The sequence below is a fragment of the Nitrospirillum guanabarense genome (assembly GCF_034653355.1).
Classification (GTDB): domain Bacteria; phylum Pseudomonadota; class Alphaproteobacteria; order Azospirillales; family Azospirillaceae; genus Nitrospirillum.
This window is the reverse complement of sequence record NZ_JAYEER010000004.1, coordinates 2,563,172-2,578,409: the sequence shown is the minus strand read 5'-3', so window position 1 is coordinate 2,578,409 and position 15,238 is coordinate 2,563,172. Positions and strand designations below refer to the sequence as shown.

Annotated in this window: 14 protein-coding genes; 5 read left to right on the top strand and 9 right to left on the bottom strand. The window is 68.7% G+C overall.

What is annotated here, in order from left to right:
- Positions 1-77 precede the first annotated feature (77 nt).
- Complete coding sequence (locus UAA55_RS30125) at positions 78-1,067, bottom strand: 2-hydroxyacid dehydrogenase (protein WP_322957489.1); 990 nt, start codon at positions 1,065-1,067, stop codon at positions 78-80.
- Between the two features lie 216 nt (positions 1,068-1,283).
- On the opposite strand from UAA55_RS30125, the gene UAA55_RS30120 reads away from it, so the two are divergent.
- The 3 genes from UAA55_RS30120 to mtnK all read left to right on the top strand — a co-directional run bounded on the left by UAA55_RS30120 (position 1,284) and on the right by mtnK (position 4,023).
- Positions 1,284-1,880 (top strand): SH3 domain-containing protein, encoded by a 597-nt coding sequence (locus tag UAA55_RS30120; protein ID WP_322957488.1) that lies wholly within the window; start codon positions 1,284-1,286, stop codon positions 1,878-1,880.
- The gene (locus UAA55_RS30115) at positions 1,880-2,593 is read left to right on the top strand and encodes a class II aldolase/adducin family protein (protein WP_322957486.1); all 714 of its coding nucleotides are present in this window, start codon (positions 1,880-1,882) and stop codon (positions 2,591-2,593) included. Before UAA55_RS30120 ends, UAA55_RS30115 begins: the two co-directional genes overlap by 1 nt.
- 92 nt (positions 2,594-2,685) lie before the next feature.
- The gene (gene mtnK / locus UAA55_RS30110; RefSeq protein WP_322957484.1) at positions 2,686-4,023 is read left to right on the top strand and encodes an S-methyl-5-thioribose kinase; all 1,338 of its coding nucleotides are present in this window, start codon (positions 2,686-2,688) and stop codon (positions 4,021-4,023) included.
- A 53-nt stretch (positions 4,024-4,076) separates the two neighbouring features.
- Here the strand turns inward: mtnK and mtnA are convergent, their stop codons facing one another.
- From mtnA to UAA55_RS30085, 5 genes are all read right to left on the bottom strand, one after another.
- On the bottom strand, positions 4,077-5,201 hold the full coding sequence (gene mtnA, locus UAA55_RS30105; RefSeq protein WP_322957483.1) for an S-methyl-5-thioribose-1-phosphate isomerase: 1,125 nt from the start codon (positions 5,199-5,201) through the stop codon (positions 4,077-4,079).
- 240 nt (positions 5,202-5,441) lie between these two features.
- Positions 5,442-5,978: a translation initiation factor IF-3 gene (infC, locus tag UAA55_RS30100; RefSeq protein WP_322957800.1), complete on the bottom strand. Its 537-nt coding sequence runs from the start codon at positions 5,976-5,978 to the stop codon at positions 5,442-5,444.
- A gap of 174 nt (positions 5,979-6,152) precedes the next feature.
- The gene (gene thrS / locus UAA55_RS30095) at positions 6,153-8,141 is read right to left on the bottom strand and encodes a threonine--tRNA ligase (RefSeq protein WP_322957481.1); all 1,989 of its coding nucleotides are present in this window, start codon (positions 8,139-8,141) and stop codon (positions 6,153-6,155) included.
- 159 nt (positions 8,142-8,300) lie between these two features.
- The gene (locus tag UAA55_RS30090) at positions 8,301-9,296 is read right to left on the bottom strand and encodes a glycosyltransferase family 9 protein (protein WP_322957479.1); all 996 of its coding nucleotides are present in this window, start codon (positions 9,294-9,296) and stop codon (positions 8,301-8,303) included.
- A complete protein-coding gene (locus tag UAA55_RS30085; protein ID WP_322957477.1) occupies positions 9,293-10,585 on the bottom strand; it encodes a glycosyltransferase family 4 protein in 1,293 nt (430 codons plus the stop codon). Before UAA55_RS30085 ends, UAA55_RS30090 begins: the two co-directional genes overlap by 4 nt.
- 126 nt (positions 10,586-10,711) lie before the next feature.
- Here UAA55_RS30085 and UAA55_RS30080 point away from each other — a divergent pair, with 126 nt between their 5' ends.
- Entirely contained in the window at positions 10,712-11,356 is a 645-nt protein-coding gene (locus UAA55_RS30080) for an alpha/beta hydrolase (RefSeq protein WP_322957475.1), read from the top strand.
- Entirely contained in the window at positions 11,350-12,426 is a 1,077-nt protein-coding gene (locus UAA55_RS30075; RefSeq protein ID WP_322957473.1) for a serine hydrolase domain-containing protein, read from the top strand. The genes UAA55_RS30080 and UAA55_RS30075 overlap by 7 nt, the downstream gene beginning before the upstream one ends.
- 143 nt (positions 12,427-12,569) lie before the next feature.
- On the opposite strand, the gene trmB is transcribed toward UAA55_RS30075, so the two are convergent.
- The 3 genes from trmB to UAA55_RS30060 form a co-directional block, all read right to left on the bottom strand.
- Positions 12,570-13,280 carry a tRNA (guanine(46)-N(7))-methyltransferase TrmB gene (gene trmB, locus UAA55_RS30070; RefSeq protein ID WP_322957472.1) on the bottom strand — a complete coding sequence of 237 codons (711 nt, stop codon included), beginning with the start codon at positions 13,278-13,280 and terminating at the stop codon, positions 12,570-12,572.
- A 91-nt stretch (positions 13,281-13,371) separates the two neighbouring features.
- Complete coding sequence (metK, locus tag UAA55_RS30065; RefSeq protein WP_322957471.1) at positions 13,372-14,532, bottom strand: methionine adenosyltransferase; 1,161 nt, start codon at positions 14,530-14,532, stop codon at positions 13,372-13,374.
- A 135-nt stretch (positions 14,533-14,667) separates the two neighbouring features.
- A complete protein-coding gene (locus UAA55_RS30060; protein ID WP_322957469.1) occupies positions 14,668-15,138 on the bottom strand; it encodes a helix-turn-helix domain-containing protein in 471 nt (156 codons plus the stop codon).
- Positions 15,139-15,238 lie beyond the last annotated feature (100 nt).

The window sequence follows — 15,238 nt, the reverse complement described above, 5'->3', positions numbered from 1 at the left end:
TATGGTGTGAAAAAAAGCTCCCGTCAAGATGTCCGGCGCCCCTAATCAAGGCTGCCGGAACATCTTTTTCGCGGGCGTCAGAACATGGATTCGATGACCCGGTCGGGCGGTTTGTGCCCGTCCACGAAGGTCTTGATGTTGATGATGACCTTCTCGCCCATGTCCTGGCGCCCCTCGATGGTGGCGGAACCCATATGGGGCAGCAGCACGACGTTGGAAAGCGCCAGCAGCTTGGGGTTGATGGCCGGTTCCTGTTCGAACACGTCCAGGCCGGCGGCGCCGATCTCGCCCTTGGCCAGCTTGCGCGTCAACTCGTTCTCGTCGATCACCTCGCCGCGCGCGGTGTTGACGATGATGCTGTTGGGGCGCAGCAGGTTCAGGCGGCGGGCGGACAGCAGATGGTATGTGGCCGGCGTGTGGGGGCAGTTGATGGAGATGATGTCCATCCGCGCCAGCATCTGGTCCAGGCTTTCCCAGTAGGTCGCCTCCAGCTCCTGCTCGATCTCGGGATGGACGCGGTGCCGGTTGTGGTAGTGGACCGACAGGCCGAAGCCCCGGGCGCGGCGGGCCAGCGCCTGGCCGATACGGCCCATGCCGACGATGCCCAGGCGTTTGCCCCAGATGCGCGTGCCCAGCATCAGGGTGGGGCCCCAGCCCGTCCACTGCCCGGCGCGGATCAGCCGCTCGCCCTCGCCCACGCGCCGGGCGGTCGCCAGGATCAGGGCCATGGTCATGTCGGCCGTGTCCTCGGTCAGGACGCCGGGCGTATTGGTCACCATGATGCCGCGCTCGCGCGCCGCCTTCAGGTCGATGTGATCGACGCCGTTGCCGAAGTTGGCGATCAGCTTCAGCTGCGGGCCGGCGTGGGCCAGGACGGTGGCGTCCAGGCGGTCGGTCACGGTGGGGACGACGACGGTGGCGACCTTGACCGCCTCCGCCAGCTCGGCGGGGGTCATGGGATGGTCGTCGGTGGAGAGCCGTGTATCGAACAGCTCCATCATCCGCGTCTCGATGACATCGGGCAGCTTGCGCGTCACGATGACGAGGGGCTTTTTCCGCTCGGACATGGTTCCTCCCGAGATAGCGTTCTTGCCATAGCAGCGGGGGCGGCCGCTGTCCAGCCGCCCTGGCGGGCATGCCCGGTCTTCGGGCCCCATAGGCGCCATGATACCCGCGACAGGGGCGACGCTTGACCCCGGCGGACGACCGATTTCTATTGGGAACCGAAACGTCGCCCTATCCTTCTTTCCCACCAACGGGGACAGCCTTTGACTCGGTCGCCTATGGTCCGCCTTTTCCGGCAGATGCTGCCCCGCGCCGCGATCGTCCTGGCCTTCGCCACCACCACCTCCCTGGCCGCCCCGCCGACCCACACCGGCACCGACGGCACCGGTGCGGCCAGCGACCAGCAGGAGGGGGAGCCGCAAAGCGATGCCGCCCATCCTGACGCGGTGGTGCGCAGCGGCCTGCCCGTGCCGCGCTTCGTCACCTTGCGGTCCAACGAGGTCAATGTCCGCACCGGGCCTGGAGTGCGCTATCCGGTGGAATGGGTGTTCGTGAAGGCTGGAATGCCGGTGGAGATCACGGCGGAGTTCGACACCTGGCGCCGCATCCGCGACGTGGAAGGCACGCAGGGCTGGGTGCACCAGAGCACCCTGTCCGGCCGGCGGGGCATCGTCGTCACCGGCCAGCAGACCCGCACCCTGCGGCGCGACGCCGCGTCCGCCTCCGAAGCCGTGGCCCAGCTGGATCCCGGCGTCATCGCCAAGCTGCGCAAGTGCAAGGGCCCGTGGTGCCAAGTGGACGTGGGCGGCTTCCGTGGCTGGCTGCAGCGCGACGAGGTCTGGGGCGTCTACCCCAAGGAAGAGGTGGGTGAGTGATGAGTACGGCCTTGCCCCCGGAGAACGACCAGGCGCTGCGTCAGGCGGTGATCGCCACCGCCCGGGCCATGAACACGCTGGGCATCAACCAGGGCAAGAGCGGCAACGTCAGCGCCCGTTGCGACGGCGGTTTCCTGGTCACGCCTTCGGGCGTGCCTTATGAGGCCCTGGTGCCGGACAACATCGTCTTCATGGATCTCCAGGGCCGCTATCGCGGCGCCATGGTACCGTCCAGCGAATGGCGCATGCACCTGGCCATCTACCAGGAGCGGCCGCAGGCGGGCGCGGTGGTGCACACCCATTCCACTTTCTGCACCGCCCTGGCCTGCCTGCGCGAGCCCATCCCGGCCTTCCACTACATGGTGGCTGTGGCCGGCGGCACCCGCATCGAGGTGGCGGATTATGCCACCTTCGGCACGGCGGCGCTGTCGGACGCCATGATGACGGCGCTGGGCCCCCGCCGCGCCTGCCTGCTGGCCAACCACGGCATGATCGCCTTCGGCGCCGACCTGCGCCGCGCGCTGGATCTGGCGGTGGAGGTGGAAAGCCTGGCCCGCCAGTATTGGCACGCCCGCATGATGGGCACGCCGATCATCCTGGGCGAGGATGAGATGGCGGAAGTGCTGCGCCGCTTCGCCACCTATGGCCGCCAGCCCAAGGACCTGCCACCGGGAACACCACAGGCGCTGGAATTCCCCACCAAGCTCGACTGATGCGCGGCTAGACGCCCATGGTCATCAGGCTCACAGTGGTACCCAGCGCCACCCGGTGAGGCGGCGACGAAACAACTGGGAGTGCGCCACCCATGACCCTGGAGACGCCGCCGGGCTATGCCCCGTTGAGCGATGTGACCCTGCCCGATTTCCTGGCCGCCGTGCCGGCCCTGGCCACGCGCCTGGGTGGGTCCCCCGCCGACTGGCGGGTGACCGAGGTGGGCGACGGCAACCTGAACCTGGTCTTCCTGGTGGAGGGGCCGGGTCACGACGGCAAGCCCGCCGGCCTGTGCGTCAAGCAATCCCTGCCCTACCTGCGCCTGGTGGGCGAGGGCTGGCCCCTGGACCTCAACCGCGCCTGGTTCGAGCAGCGGGCCATGGCCCTGCACGCCGCTGGCGCCGCCGGCCGCGCGCCCGCCCTGCTGCACTACGATCCCACGCTGTACGCCATCGTGATGGAGCGGCTGAGCCCCCACATCATCCTGCGCCGCGGCCTGGTGCAGGGCGTGCGCTACCCCAGGCTGGCGGAGCATATCAGCGATTATCTGGCGGGCACGCTCCACGCCACCAGCGACCTGGCCCTGCCCGCCTCCAAGAAACGCCCCCTGGTCGCGGCCTTCACCGCCAACGACGCCCTCTGCCGCCTGACGGAGGATGTGATCTTCACCCAGCCTTACATGACCCATCCGCACAACCGCTGGACCAGCCCGCAACTGGACACGACAGCCAAGGCGGTGCGGGCGGACACGGCGTGGAAGCTGGCGGCCAGCCGGCTGAAGCTGAAGTTCATGGCCAGCCCCGAGGCGCTGATCCACGGCGACCTGCACACCGGGTCCATCATGGTGACGGAGACGGACACGCGGGTCATCGACCCGGAATTCGCCTTCTTCGGCCCCATGGGCTTCGACGTCGGCGCCATCATCGGCAACCTGCTGCTGAACTACCTGTCCCAGGACGGGCACGCCACGGAGGACCATCCCCGCGACGCCTATCAGGACTGGGTGCTGGAAACGGTGGAGCAGCTGTGGACCCTGTTCCGCGCCAAGTTCCTGCACCTGTGGCGCACCAGCGGCGAGGGCGACGCCTATCCCGCCGCCCTGTTCACGGGGCCGGAGGGCACGGCCTGCCTGGAAACGGAGCGCCGGGCCTATCTGGACCGGCTGTTCACCGACGCCCTGGGCTATGCCGGCGCCAAGATCACCCGCCGCATCCTGGGCCTGGCCCACAACATCGACCTGGAGAAGATCGCCGATCCCGACATGCGGGCCCTGTGCGAGACCCGCTGCCTGGCGCTCGCCCGGTCGCTGATGGTGGAGACCGGCCGCTACCCCACCATCAAATCCGTGACCGAAGCCGCCCGCCACGTGCGCCGGACCGTCACCGCGGTGGGACCCATCGACAGGCGTGGGCTGGCGCTGGACGCGCTGTAATCTGGGATGCCACCCCGGCGGCGGCATGCCTGCCGCCGGGGCCGCAAGCGCCCCTACTCGTCATTCACCGCCACCTGGCCCATCCGTTCCGGCGGCTGATGGTCGGGGAACAGTTGGGCCAGGTCCTCAGGGCTGCACACGCCGCGCTCGGTGATGAGGCCGGTGATGAGGCGGGCGGGGGTGACGTCGAAGGCGTAGTTCACCACCGGGCTGCCCTCGGGCACCAGGCGCACGGTTTCAAGATCGCCATGGCTGGCCAGGCCGGTGATGCGCGCCACCTCATCCCCTGAGCGTTCCTCGATGGGGATATCGGCGACGCCGTCCTCCAGCGTCCAGTCTATGGTGCTGGACGGCAGGGCGACGTAGAAGGGCACGTCGTTGTCCTTGGCCGCCAGGGCCTTCAGATAAGTCCCGATCTTGTTGGCCACGTCGCCCTTGGCCGTGGTGCGATCGGTGCCGACGATGGCCAGGTCCACCAGGCCGTGCTGCATCAGATGCCCGCCGGTGTTGTCGGGAATGACGGCGTGGGGCACCCCGTGCTGCCCCAGTTCCCAGGCGGTGAGGAAGGCGCCCTGGTTGCGCGGCCGCGTCTCATCCACCCAGACATGCAGGGGGATGCCGGCCTCATGCGCCAGGTAGATGGGCGCCGTGGCCGTGCCCCAGTCCACGGTGGCCAGCCAGCCGGCGTTGCAGTGGGTCAGGATGCGCACCGGCCGGTCGGGGTTGCGCTGGTGGGCGGCGCGGATCAGGTGCAGGCCGTGGCGGCCGATGGCGCGGCAGATCTCCACATCCTCATCGGCGATGGCGGCGGCCTCGGCATAGGCGCGGTCCAGCCTGTCGCCGGGCGGGGTCAGCAGCAGCACCTCGCGCATGCGGTCCAGGGCCCAGCGCAGATTGACCGCCGTGGGCCGCGTGGCCATGAGGCGGGCGTGCGCCCGTTCCACATCGCCGTCCTCAACGCCCACCCTTGTCGCCAGCGCCATGCCATAGGCGGCGGCGGCCCCGATCAGGGGGGCGCCCCGCACCTGCATGGTGGTGATGGCCGTGGCCATGGCCGTCACGTCGGACAGCGCCACGGTCTCGAACCGGAAGGGCAGCCGCGTCTGGTCGATGATGCCGACGGTGCAACCGTCCGGCTCCACCCAGATGGTCCGCATCGCCTCACCCGCCACCTTCATGGGCCCCCTCCAATTCCGTTTCGCCCCTTATACCAGCGGCACAGGCCTTTGGCCCATGCCGTAGGCTGCGACCGCAGCCGCCGCAGCGAGCACCGCAGGGCGTAGCGAGGAAGCCAAGCCGCCGGATGGCGGCGCCCGGCACCTGAGGGGAAAGCAAAACAACAAGGCCCCCGGAACTGATGGTTCCGAGGGCCTTTGGTGTCCGTTGCGGTGCCCGCAATCAGAAGATCGATCCTGCCTTCAGCGGGGCGCCAGGATCATGATCATCTGCTTGCCTTCCAGCTTCGGCATCTGCTCGACCTTGGCCAGATCCTCCAGGAAGTCCTTCACGCGCACCAGCACGTTCATACCCAGATCCTGGTGGGCCATCTCACGACCGCGGAAGCGCATGGTGACCTTCACCTTGTCGCCTTCCTCCAGGAAGCGGCGCGCGCTGCGCATCTTCACGTCGTAGTCGTTGTCATCGATGTTGGGACGCAGCTTGATCTCTTTGACCTCGATGATCTTCTGCTTCTTGCGCGCTTCCGCGGCCTTCTTCTGCGCCTCGTACTTGAACTTGCCGTAGTCGAGGATCTTGCAGACGGGGGGCTCGGCGTTGGGCGAGACCTCGACCAGGTCGAGGCCGGCCTCTTCGGCGGCGATCAGTGCATCGCGCAGACTAACGACGCCAACCATCTCGCCAGCGGCGTCGATGAGGCGGACGGAACGAGCGTTGATCTCCCGGTTAACGCGCGGCCCCTCACGGGTGGGGGCCGACTCTTGGCTGGGCCTGGCTATGGAACCTTCTCCCTGGTTTACGGTGGCCGCGAGGTGGGTGGATGCCCCGGGATGGGGCGGGCGGCGACACCGGATAAAAAGACATGGATGTGTACTTGTAAGAAAAGCCAGCGCCGCGCAACTGCGGATTTCTCTCCACAGCCCCGTTGGGCGCTGGTCAGACCATAATTATCCTCAGAACGCGGCCTCCGTCACTCCCTCCGAAGGGACAGGGGCCCGTGCCTCAAGCTTAAGCGCCGCCACCGCGTCGTCAAGCGACAGCAGTTCCTGATCCTTGCCGCCCAGGCGGCGCAGGGCCACGGTGCGGTTCTCCGCCTCGCGGCCGCCGACCACCACCAGGACCGGCACCTTGGCCAGCGAATGCTCGCGGACCTTCAGGTTGATCTTCTCGTTACGGGTGTCGACCTCGACCCGCAGGCCGGCCTTGGTCATGACCTTGGCCACGTCCTCGGCATAGGCGTCGGCCTCGGACGTGATGGTGCAGACCGTGGCCTGCACGGGCGACAGCCACAGCGGGAACTTGCCGGCGTAGTGCTCGATCATCATGCCGATGAATTGTTCGAACGAGCCCAGGATGGCCCGGTGCAGCATCACCGGCCGGTGGCGGGCGCCGTCGGCGCCGATGTAGCTCGCGTCCAGGCGTTCCGGCAGCACGAAGTCCAGCTGCAGGGTGCCGCACTGCCAGGTGCGGCCGATGGCGTCGGTCAGGTGGAATTCCACCTTGGGGCCGTAGAAGGCGCCCTCCCCCGGCAGTTCCTCGAACTCCAGGCCGTTGGCGGTCAGGGCATCGCGCAGTCCCTGCTCGGCCTTGTCCCACACCTCGTCGCCGCCGGCGCGCACGTCGGGACGCAGCGCCAGCTTCACGGCGATCTTGTCGAAGCCCAGATCCTTGTACACGCCCAGCTGCAGCTTGAAGTAGTCCGCCGCCTCCGACGGCACCTGGTCCTCGGTACAGAAGATATGGGCGTCGTCCTGGGTGAAGGCGCGGACGCGCAGGATGCCGTGCAGCGCGCCCGAGGGCTCGTTGCGGTGGCAGGCCCCGAACTCCGCCAGGCGCATGGGCAGGTCGCGGTAGCTCTTCAGTCCCTGACGGAAGATCTGGACGTGGGCCGGGCAGTTCATGGGTTTCACGCCGAGGAACTTCTCACGGCCCTGGTCGTCCACCGACTCCCGGATCTTGAACATGTTGTCGCCGTACATGTCCCAGTGGCCGGAGGCCTTGAACAGGCTGCTGTCGTAGAGCTGCGGCGTGCGCACCTCCAGATAGCCCGCGTCCTTCAGCTTGGCGCGGATGTAGCGTTCCAGCGCCTGCCACAGGGTCCAGCCCTTGGGGTGCCAGAAGACGCTGCCCGCCGCCTCTTCCTGCAGATGGAACAGGTCCATCTCGCGGCCCAGCTTGCGATGGTCGCGCTTCTCCGCTTCCTCGATCTGGTGCAGGTGCTCCGCCAGCTCCTTCTCCGTGCGCCAGGCGGTGCCGTAGATGCGCTGGAGCATGGGGTTGCGGCTGTCGCCGCGCCAATAGGCGCCCGCCACCTTCATCAGCTTGAAGGCGTGGCCGATCTTGGACGTGGACGGCAGATGCGGGCCGCGGCAGAGGTCGTACCAGCCGCCCTGGCGGTAGATGGTGATCTTCTCACCCGCCGGGATGTCGCCGATGATCTCGGCCTTGTAATGCTCGCCGATGGACTTGAAGTGGGCGATGGCCTCGTCCCGGTCCCAAACCTCACGCGTGAAGGGGCTGTCCGCATCCACGATCTCGTGCATGCGCTTCTCGATCTTCACCAGGTCATCGGGCGTGAACGGCTCATCCCGGGCGAAGTCGTAGTAGAAGCCCGTGGCGATGGCCGGGCCGATGGTGACCTGCGTGCCGGGGTACAGCTGCTGCACCGCCTCCGCCAGGATGTGGGCGCAGTCGTGGCGGATCAGCTCCAGCGCGTACGGCGCGTCGCGCGTCAGGATGGCGACCTTGGCGTCGTGCTCAATGGCGCGCGACAGGTCGCGCTCCTCCCCGTCCACCGTGACGGCCAGCGCCGCCTTGGCCAGGCTCTTGGAGATCGATTGCGCGATCTCCAGGCCCGTGACGCCCGCCGCGTAAGTTCGCACGTTGCCGTCGGGCAACGTGATCGCGATCTGGGGCTGGTCAAGGTTTTCAGCGGTCGTCATGGCGTTCAGGGTTTGTCCAAATTGAAGAAAGGCGACTTTGGGTAGCGGGGGCGGAACTGTCAAGCGTCGGGCCCGGTGGTAAGCCGGCTGGCGGGGCATAAGCGCCGCATGGCTGTGTCCCCCCGGGCACAGGCACGCGCAACAAGTGGAAAAATCGGCCTAAACCGGAGCGTCTGCCCCGTCCGCCTCCCCATCCCTCTCACCATCTGGGGCCACATCTGGGGCCACATCCGGCTTGGGCCGCAGGCGCAGCGCGGTCTCCACCGCGTCCACGCCTAGATCGGCCAGATCCAGCACCTTGATCCAGGCGGCGTCCGGCCCCCAGGGGGCGGAACGGGCGGGATCGGTGTGGTGCGACATGATCATCAGCGTCGGGCAGCCCAGGGCCGCCGTCAGGAAGATGGGACCCGTGTCGTTGCCGACCGCCCCTTCGGCCCGCCGCGCCAGGTTGGCCAGTTGGCCCAGGCTGGTGCGGCCCACCAAATCGATGGCCCAGGGGCAATCGCGCACGATGGCCTGGGCCGCGTCGCGGTCGGCGTCGGTGCCGACCACCACCGGGGTCATGCCCTGGTCCGCCAGGCGTCGGCCCAGCACGGCGTAACGCTCCGCCGGCCAGCGCTTGTGCGGCAAGTGCGGCGAGCAGCCCGGCACCAACAGGACGAAGGGCCCCTCCGGCGCCAAGTCGTCCACATCGCCAGCCAGCCAGCCGAGGTCGGCGGGGCCGGTGTCGGGCACGCCGGCGGCCTCCAGCTGGACACGGTAGCGGTCGTGGTTGTGCAGGCCCTTGAGATCAGGCAGCGGAAAGGCGGCCCCGGGGGCGGCGCCCGACCACAGCGGCCGGCGCCCCGGCCCCATCAGCCAGAAGTAACGGGCGGTGCGCGGCTTGTTCTGCAGGTCATAGATGGTGTCGAAGCGGCCGCCGCGCAACTGGCCGCGCAAACGCAGGTAGGCCAGTGGGCCGCGGCCGCGCGGATCGGCCCAGATGTCGTCGAACCACGGCATGGCCCGACCGAAGCCGACGAAGGCCGGCCCGGTCAGCAGGGTGATGTGGGCGGCGGGATGACGGCGGCGGATGGCCTGGAAGGCGTCGAAGCACTGCACCAGGTCGCCCAGCGCGCCCAGGCGGATGACCAGGATGCGCTTGGTCTCCGTCACGAGCCGACCTTGCGGTACGCCGCCATGCCGACGGTGGCGCGCAGGTGCAGCAGCTCGGCATACACCGCCAGCGTGGCATCGCACATGCGCTCGCGCGTGTAGTTCTGCAGCACGAAGCGGCGGGCGTCGGCCGCCAGGGCCCGGCGCTGCAGGCTGTCCAGGGCCAAGGCCTCGCCGATGGCGGCGGCCATGGTGGCGGGGTCGCCCGGCGGCACCACCAGCCCGGTCTCGCCATCGATCACGGTTTCCGCCACGGCGCCGTGGTTGGTGACGATGACGGGCTTGCCCATGGCCTGGGCCTCCACGATCACGCGGCCGAAAGCCTCCGGCCGGGCCGAGGCGCTGACCACCACGTCGGACAGCAGGTAGGCGGCGGCCATGTCATTGCAGTGGTCGGCGATGGTGACCTGGCCTTCCAGGCCCAGCTCGCGGATACGCGCCACCAGTTCCGCCCGGTACTCGGTGCGGCCCTGGTCGGAACCCACCAGCACGGCGCGCACGTCGTCGCGCTTCAGCCGGGCGATGGCCTCGATCAGGTCCAGCTGGCCCTTCCAGCGCGTCAGGCGCCCGGGCAGCAGGACGATGCGCTGGTCCTCGGGCAGGCGCCAGTCGCGCGCCAGCTTGATCAGCCGTTCCTGGCTGACGCGGTCGGGGTCCAGGTTGACGGTGTCGACGCCGCGCGGGATGGTGCGCAGCCGCTCCGGCCCCACGCCGTACTGGCTGGCCACATGCTCCGCCACGAAGCGGGAAACGGCGATGACCCGGTCGCCCCTGCCCATGACCGCGTTGTAGCGGCGCTTCAGCTCGCCCTTGAAGTTGTAGGGCGCGTGGAAGGTGGTGACGAAGGGGACGCCGGTGCGCCGCGCGGCGATCCACGCGCTCCACGCCGGGGCGCGGGACCGGGCGTGGATGATGTCCACCCCGCGCTCGCGGATCAGCGCTTCCAGCCGGCTGGCGTTGCGCCAGATGGTGAAGGGGTTCTTGGAGGCCAGCGGCAGGGTGATGTGCTCGGCCTTGTAGCGCTCCAGCTCACGCGCCATGGGCCCGCCGCCGGACGCCACCAGGGCGGTGCCGCCGGCGCGCATCAGGGCGGCCGCCATGTCGACGCAGCCGCGCTCCGCCCCGCCCGTGACCAGGTTGGGTATCACCTGCAAAACCACGGGACGGCCGTCCCCGAACCAACCGGCGGCGGCATTGGCCCCATCGGGACTGGTCCCATCGAGGGCCGGCGCGGGATTGCCGGTGTCGGTCGAGGCCGTTACGGTGCCAGGGGTGTAAGTCAGGGTCATCTGGGGAAGGCAAGCATGGCGGAGACGTCGATACATAGCGTACAGCGGGGGGCCGCCACCATAGCCTATCGACGGAGCCCCGGTCGCGGCCCCGGAATTGTCTTCTTGGGTGGACTCAAGTCCGACATGACGGGCAGCAAGGCCACCGCGCTGGAAGCCTACGGGCAAGAGCGCGGTCACGCCTTCGTCCGGTTCGACTACCAGGGTCACGGTGCCTCCAGCGGCGATTTCCGCGACGGCACCATCGGCACCTGGGCGGAGGATGCCGTCGCGGTGCTGGACCAGGTGACGGACGGGCCGCAGATCCTGGTGGGCTCCAGCATGGGCGGCTGGATCATGCTGCTGGCGGCCCTGGCCCGCCCGGAGCGCGTGCGCGCGCTGGTGGGTATCGCCCCGGCACCGGACTTCACCGAGCGGCTGATGTGGGCGCGGATGGACGCCGAGGCCCGCGCCACGCTGGAGCGTGAGGGCGAATGGCGACAGCCCTCGCTCTATGACGACGCGGGATATCCCATCACCCGGGCATTGATCGAGGATGGCCGGCGCCACCTGCTGCTGAACCAGCCCCTGGCGCTGCCGCCCGTGCCCGTGCGCCTGATCCACGGCCAGCGCGACCCCGACGTACCCTGGCAGACCAGCCTGGATTTGGCGGCGGCCATCACCCATGACGACGTGCGCGTCACCCTGGTGAAGGATGGCGACCACCGCCTGTCCCGGCCGCAGGATCTCGACCTGATCACCCGCCAGGTGGGTGAGCTGCTGCCATGCTGAACCGCCGCGCCATGCTGCGGGCCGGAGCCGGCCTGCCCCTGCTCTCCGTATTGCCCGCTTCCGCTTGGGGTGCCGAGCATCCTGACACCGTGGTGGACGCCTTCGTCCGTAATGCCGGATTCCAGGGCGTGGTCATGCTGGGCCGTGCGGGGAGGGCCGATTACGTCCGCACCGTCGGCTATGCCGATATCGAGGCCAAGGCGCCGGCCAGACCCGACACCCCCTACGCCATCGCCTCCATCAGCAAATGGCTGACCACGGTGACGGTGCTGAAGCTGGTGGAGCACGGCCTGCTGGACCTGGACGCGCCGCTGACGCGGGCCCTGCCCGACTATCGCGCCGACACCGGCGCCAGGCTGACCTTGCGCCGCCTGCTGTGCAACGCCAGCGGCCTGCCCAACCTGTTCATCGCCGAGGCCAAGGCCGACCCCACCCTGCTGCAGGCGGACCTGACCACCGCCCAGGCCCTGGCCCGCTTCGGCCAAGGCGACCTGGGCTTCGAGCCCGGGGCCAAGTTCGACTACCACCCGGTGAACTGGATCGTGGTGATCGCGGCGGTGGAGCGGGTGACCGGCCTGCCTTTCCAGGCGGCGGTACGCTCCATCACCCTGGACCCGTTGGGCCTGAAGGCCACGGGCGCCACCGACGCGATGCTGGAGGGCGCGGCGCCCTCATACCGCACCGTCACGCCCCCGGAGCGTTGGCGCAACGATCGCCGGCCTTATCTGGCCGCCTCGGGCGGCTATGCCAGCACGGCCCCCGACCTGATGCGTGCCGCCCACCTGGTGTTCGACACGGATTTCCTCACGGGGCAGTCCCGCCGCCAGCTGACCCATGTGGAAGTGCCCACCGAGGACTACGCCCTGGGCGGGCGGGTGCGCCGCCTGACCATCCAGGGGCGCACCGTGCCGGCGGGCTGGGAGACGGGCCGCACGGCGGGCTATCGCCTGGTGCTGGGCCATCGGCTGGACGGCCGGCGCACGGTGGTGCTGATGAACAACACCGCCCTGTCCCAGAAGACCATGGACCAATTCGCCGACGCGCTGCTGGGCGCGGAACCTCGGGTCTGACCCTACGACGCGCCAACGACGGCATGAGGCGCCACCTCCTGCCGTAGGCCCCGACGGGGCCGCCGGAAGTTTCCGGGGGGCGCAAGCGGACTGGAAACTGAGGATAGCCAAGTGGCCGGATGGCCACGCCGGCGCTTGAGGAACTAACGATTCCGCCTGCGGAAGCGCAGGTACACCGGCACCCGTCCCGCCTCCAGCGCCTTCTGCTCGTAGCGGGTCTGGACCCAATCGGCCGGCGGCACGCGCCAGTCCGACGCCCTGTCGGCCAGCCATTCGAAATCGGGATGGCGCCACGTGTGCTCCAGCATCCAGCGGCACAGCTGCTGGTCGTCGGTGGCCAGGCGCAGCTCGGCCCCGTCCTTCAGCACGCGGGCCAGGCGCGGCAGGTTGGCGGGGCCGATGAAACGACGTTCGGCGTGCCGCAGCTTGGGCCAGGGATCGGCGAACAGCACGAAGGCGCGGCCCACGCTCGCCTCGGGCAGGGCGTCCAGGATGGGGCGGGCGTCATCCGGACAGACACGGATATTGCCGGACAGGTTCTGCGCCTCGATGTGCTGCAGCAGGTTGGCGACGCCGTTGATAAAGGGCTCGCACCCGATGAAGCCGATGTCGGGGTTGGCCGCCGCCTGCTGGGCCAGATGCTCCCCACCGCCAAAACCCACCTCGACCCACAGGTCGCGCTTGGGCGCCGGGAACAGGGTCGCCGGGTGGATGGCGCCCCCGCCGGCGGGCGGATCCAGCCGCAGGCGGGGCAACAGCTCCTCGATCAAGGACGTGCGGTGCTGGCGTAGCGGCCGGCCGCGACGACGCCCGTAAAGCAGGGCGCGGTGCTGGGCGGGGGTGTCGTCCGTCATGATGCGATCAGAAACAGCTGGGGCAGAAAAGCCAAGGGCCCTGGCTGATCCGTCGATCGGCCAGGGCCCCGGGCGTCAGGACAGGGGAACCTTAGAACGCGCGCTTCAGCTCGTCCACCAGGTCCAGCTTCTCCCACGAGAAACCGCCGTCGGCGTCCGGGGTGCGGCCGAAGTGGCCGTAGGCCGCCGTGCGGGCATAGATGGGGCGGTTCAGCTTCAGGTGCTCGCGGATGCCGCGGGGGCTGAGGTTCATCAGCTGACGCAGCACGTCGGACAGCTTCTCCTCATCCACCCGGCCGGTGCCGGCGGTGTCGATGTAGACCGACAGCGGGTGGGAGACGCCGATGGCGTAGCTGAGCTGGATGGTGCAGCGGTCGGCCAGGCCGGCGCCCACCACGTTCTTGGCCAGGTAGCGCGCGGCATAGGCGGCCGAGCGGTCCACCTTCGTCGGATCCTTGCCGGAAAAGGCGCCGCCGCCGTGCGGGGCGGCACCGCCGTAGGTGTCGACGATGATCTTACGGCCGGTCAGACCGGCGTCACCGTCGGGGCCACCGATGACGAAGCGGCCGGTCGGGTTCACGTAGAAGTGGGCCTCGTCGCACATCCAGCCTTCGGGCAGGATCTTCAACACGTGCGGGCGCACGATCTCGCGCACGGCATCCTGGTCCAAGCCGTCGGCGTGCTGGGTGGAGACGACGACGGAGGTGGCGCGCACCGGCTTGCCATCCACGTACTGCAGGCTGACCTGGCTCTTGGCGTCGGGGCCCAGTTCCTTCACGCCGCCGTGACGCGCGTCGGCCAGCGACTTCAGGATGCGGTGGGAATAGTGGATGGGCGCCGGCATCAGGTCGTCGGTCTCGCGGCAGGCGTAACCGAACATGATGCCCTGGTCACCGGCCCCCTCGTCCTTGTTGCCGGCGGCGTCGACGCCGACCGCGATGTCCGCGGACTGGGCGTGCAGGTAGCACTGCACCTCGGCGGTCTTCCAATGGAAGCCGTCCTGCTCATAGCCGATGGCCTTGACCGTCTCGCGGGCCACGCCCTCGATCTCCTTCAGCAGGCCTTCGGGGCCACGCACCTCACCGGCGATAACGATGCGGTTGGTCGTGGCCAAGGTTTCGCAGGCCACGCGGGCGTAGGGGTCCTGGGCCAGGAAGAGATCGACCACGCCATCGGAGATTTGATCGCAAACCTTATCCGGATGACCTTCGGAAACAAACTCGCTGGTGAAGACGTAATTGGATTGGGCCACGGGACGCCTCGGCTAATTAACGACGGCTATTTACGGCGGAGCGATGTGATATCGACAAAAAAACGCCGCGCTGGCTTACATAGCCAGGCGGCGTTTTTTCGCAGGCTTCTACAGAACGGTCAAGAGGCGTCCCTGTCACGCGATGTCGGCCACAAATTCCACACCGGAATTGGCGACGGCCTTGGTCAGTTCGAACAGGCGCTTGCGCACGGCGGGATCGGAGATGCGGTAGTAGGCGCGGACCAGTTCCAGGGTTTCGCGCTTGGCCATCGGGTCGGCGTCGAAGCCCATGTCCGGCGACAGGGCCTCATCCACGACATCGTTCGGCGTGTCGCCGGCCATGTCGTCGAAGAAGAAGGACACCGGCACGTCCAGCACGCGCGACAGGTCGAACAGGCGCGAGGCGCCGATGCGGTTCGCGCCGCGCTCGTACTTCTGCACCTGCTGGAAGGTCAGGCCGATGGCCTCACCCAGCTTTTCCTGGCTCATGCCCAGCAAGGTGCGCCGCAGGCGCACACGGCTGCCGACGTGAACGTCGATCGGGTTGGGCTTTCCGATCCGAGGCCGCCCACCGGTGGAACGGCGGGCCCCAATTGCACTCTCCATGATCCAAATCCTCACGTTACGGATCGTTTACGACCCTAAGACAAGCGTCACGGGGTGGTCAAGGCGCGCCGCCCGCATCCCACCGTCCCGCTCCCCGGCC

Excerpts from the sequence above, each read along its gene's own strand:
- UAA55_RS30125 (WP_322957489.1), bottom strand. The coding sequence starts at position 1,067 with ATGTCCGAGCGGAAAAAGCCCCTCGTCATCGTGACGCGCAAGCTGCCC.
- UAA55_RS30120 (WP_322957488.1), top strand. The coding sequence starts at position 1,284 with ATGGTCCGCCTTTTCCGGCAGATGCTGCCCCGCGCCGCGATCGTCCTG.
- UAA55_RS30115 (WP_322957486.1), top strand. The coding sequence starts at position 1,880 with ATGAGTACGGCCTTGCCCCCGGAGAACGACCAGGCGCTGCGTCAGGCG.
- mtnK (WP_322957484.1), top strand. The coding sequence starts at position 2,686 with ATGACCCTGGAGACGCCGCCGGGCTATGCCCCGTTGAGCGATGTGACC.
- mtnA (WP_322957483.1), bottom strand. The coding sequence starts at position 5,201 with ATGAAGGTGGCGGGTGAGGCGATGCGGACCATCTGGGTGGAGCCGGAC.
- thrS (WP_322957481.1), bottom strand. The coding sequence starts at position 8,141 with ATGACGACCGCTGAAAACCTTGACCAGCCCCAGATCGCGATCACGTTG.
- UAA55_RS30085 (WP_322957477.1), bottom strand. The coding sequence starts at position 10,585 with ATGACCCTGACTTACACCCCTGGCACCGTAACGGCCTCGACCGACACC.
- UAA55_RS30080 (WP_322957475.1), top strand. The coding sequence starts at position 10,712 with ATGACGGGCAGCAAGGCCACCGCGCTGGAAGCCTACGGGCAAGAGCGC.
- UAA55_RS30075 (WP_322957473.1), top strand. The coding sequence starts at position 11,350 with ATGCTGAACCGCCGCGCCATGCTGCGGGCCGGAGCCGGCCTGCCCCTG.
- trmB (WP_322957472.1), bottom strand. The coding sequence starts at position 13,280 with ATGACGGACGACACCCCCGCCCAGCACCGCGCCCTGCTTTACGGGCGT.
- UAA55_RS30060 (WP_322957469.1), bottom strand. The coding sequence starts at position 15,138 with ATGGAGAGTGCAATTGGGGCCCGCCGTTCCACCGGTGGGCGGCCTCGG.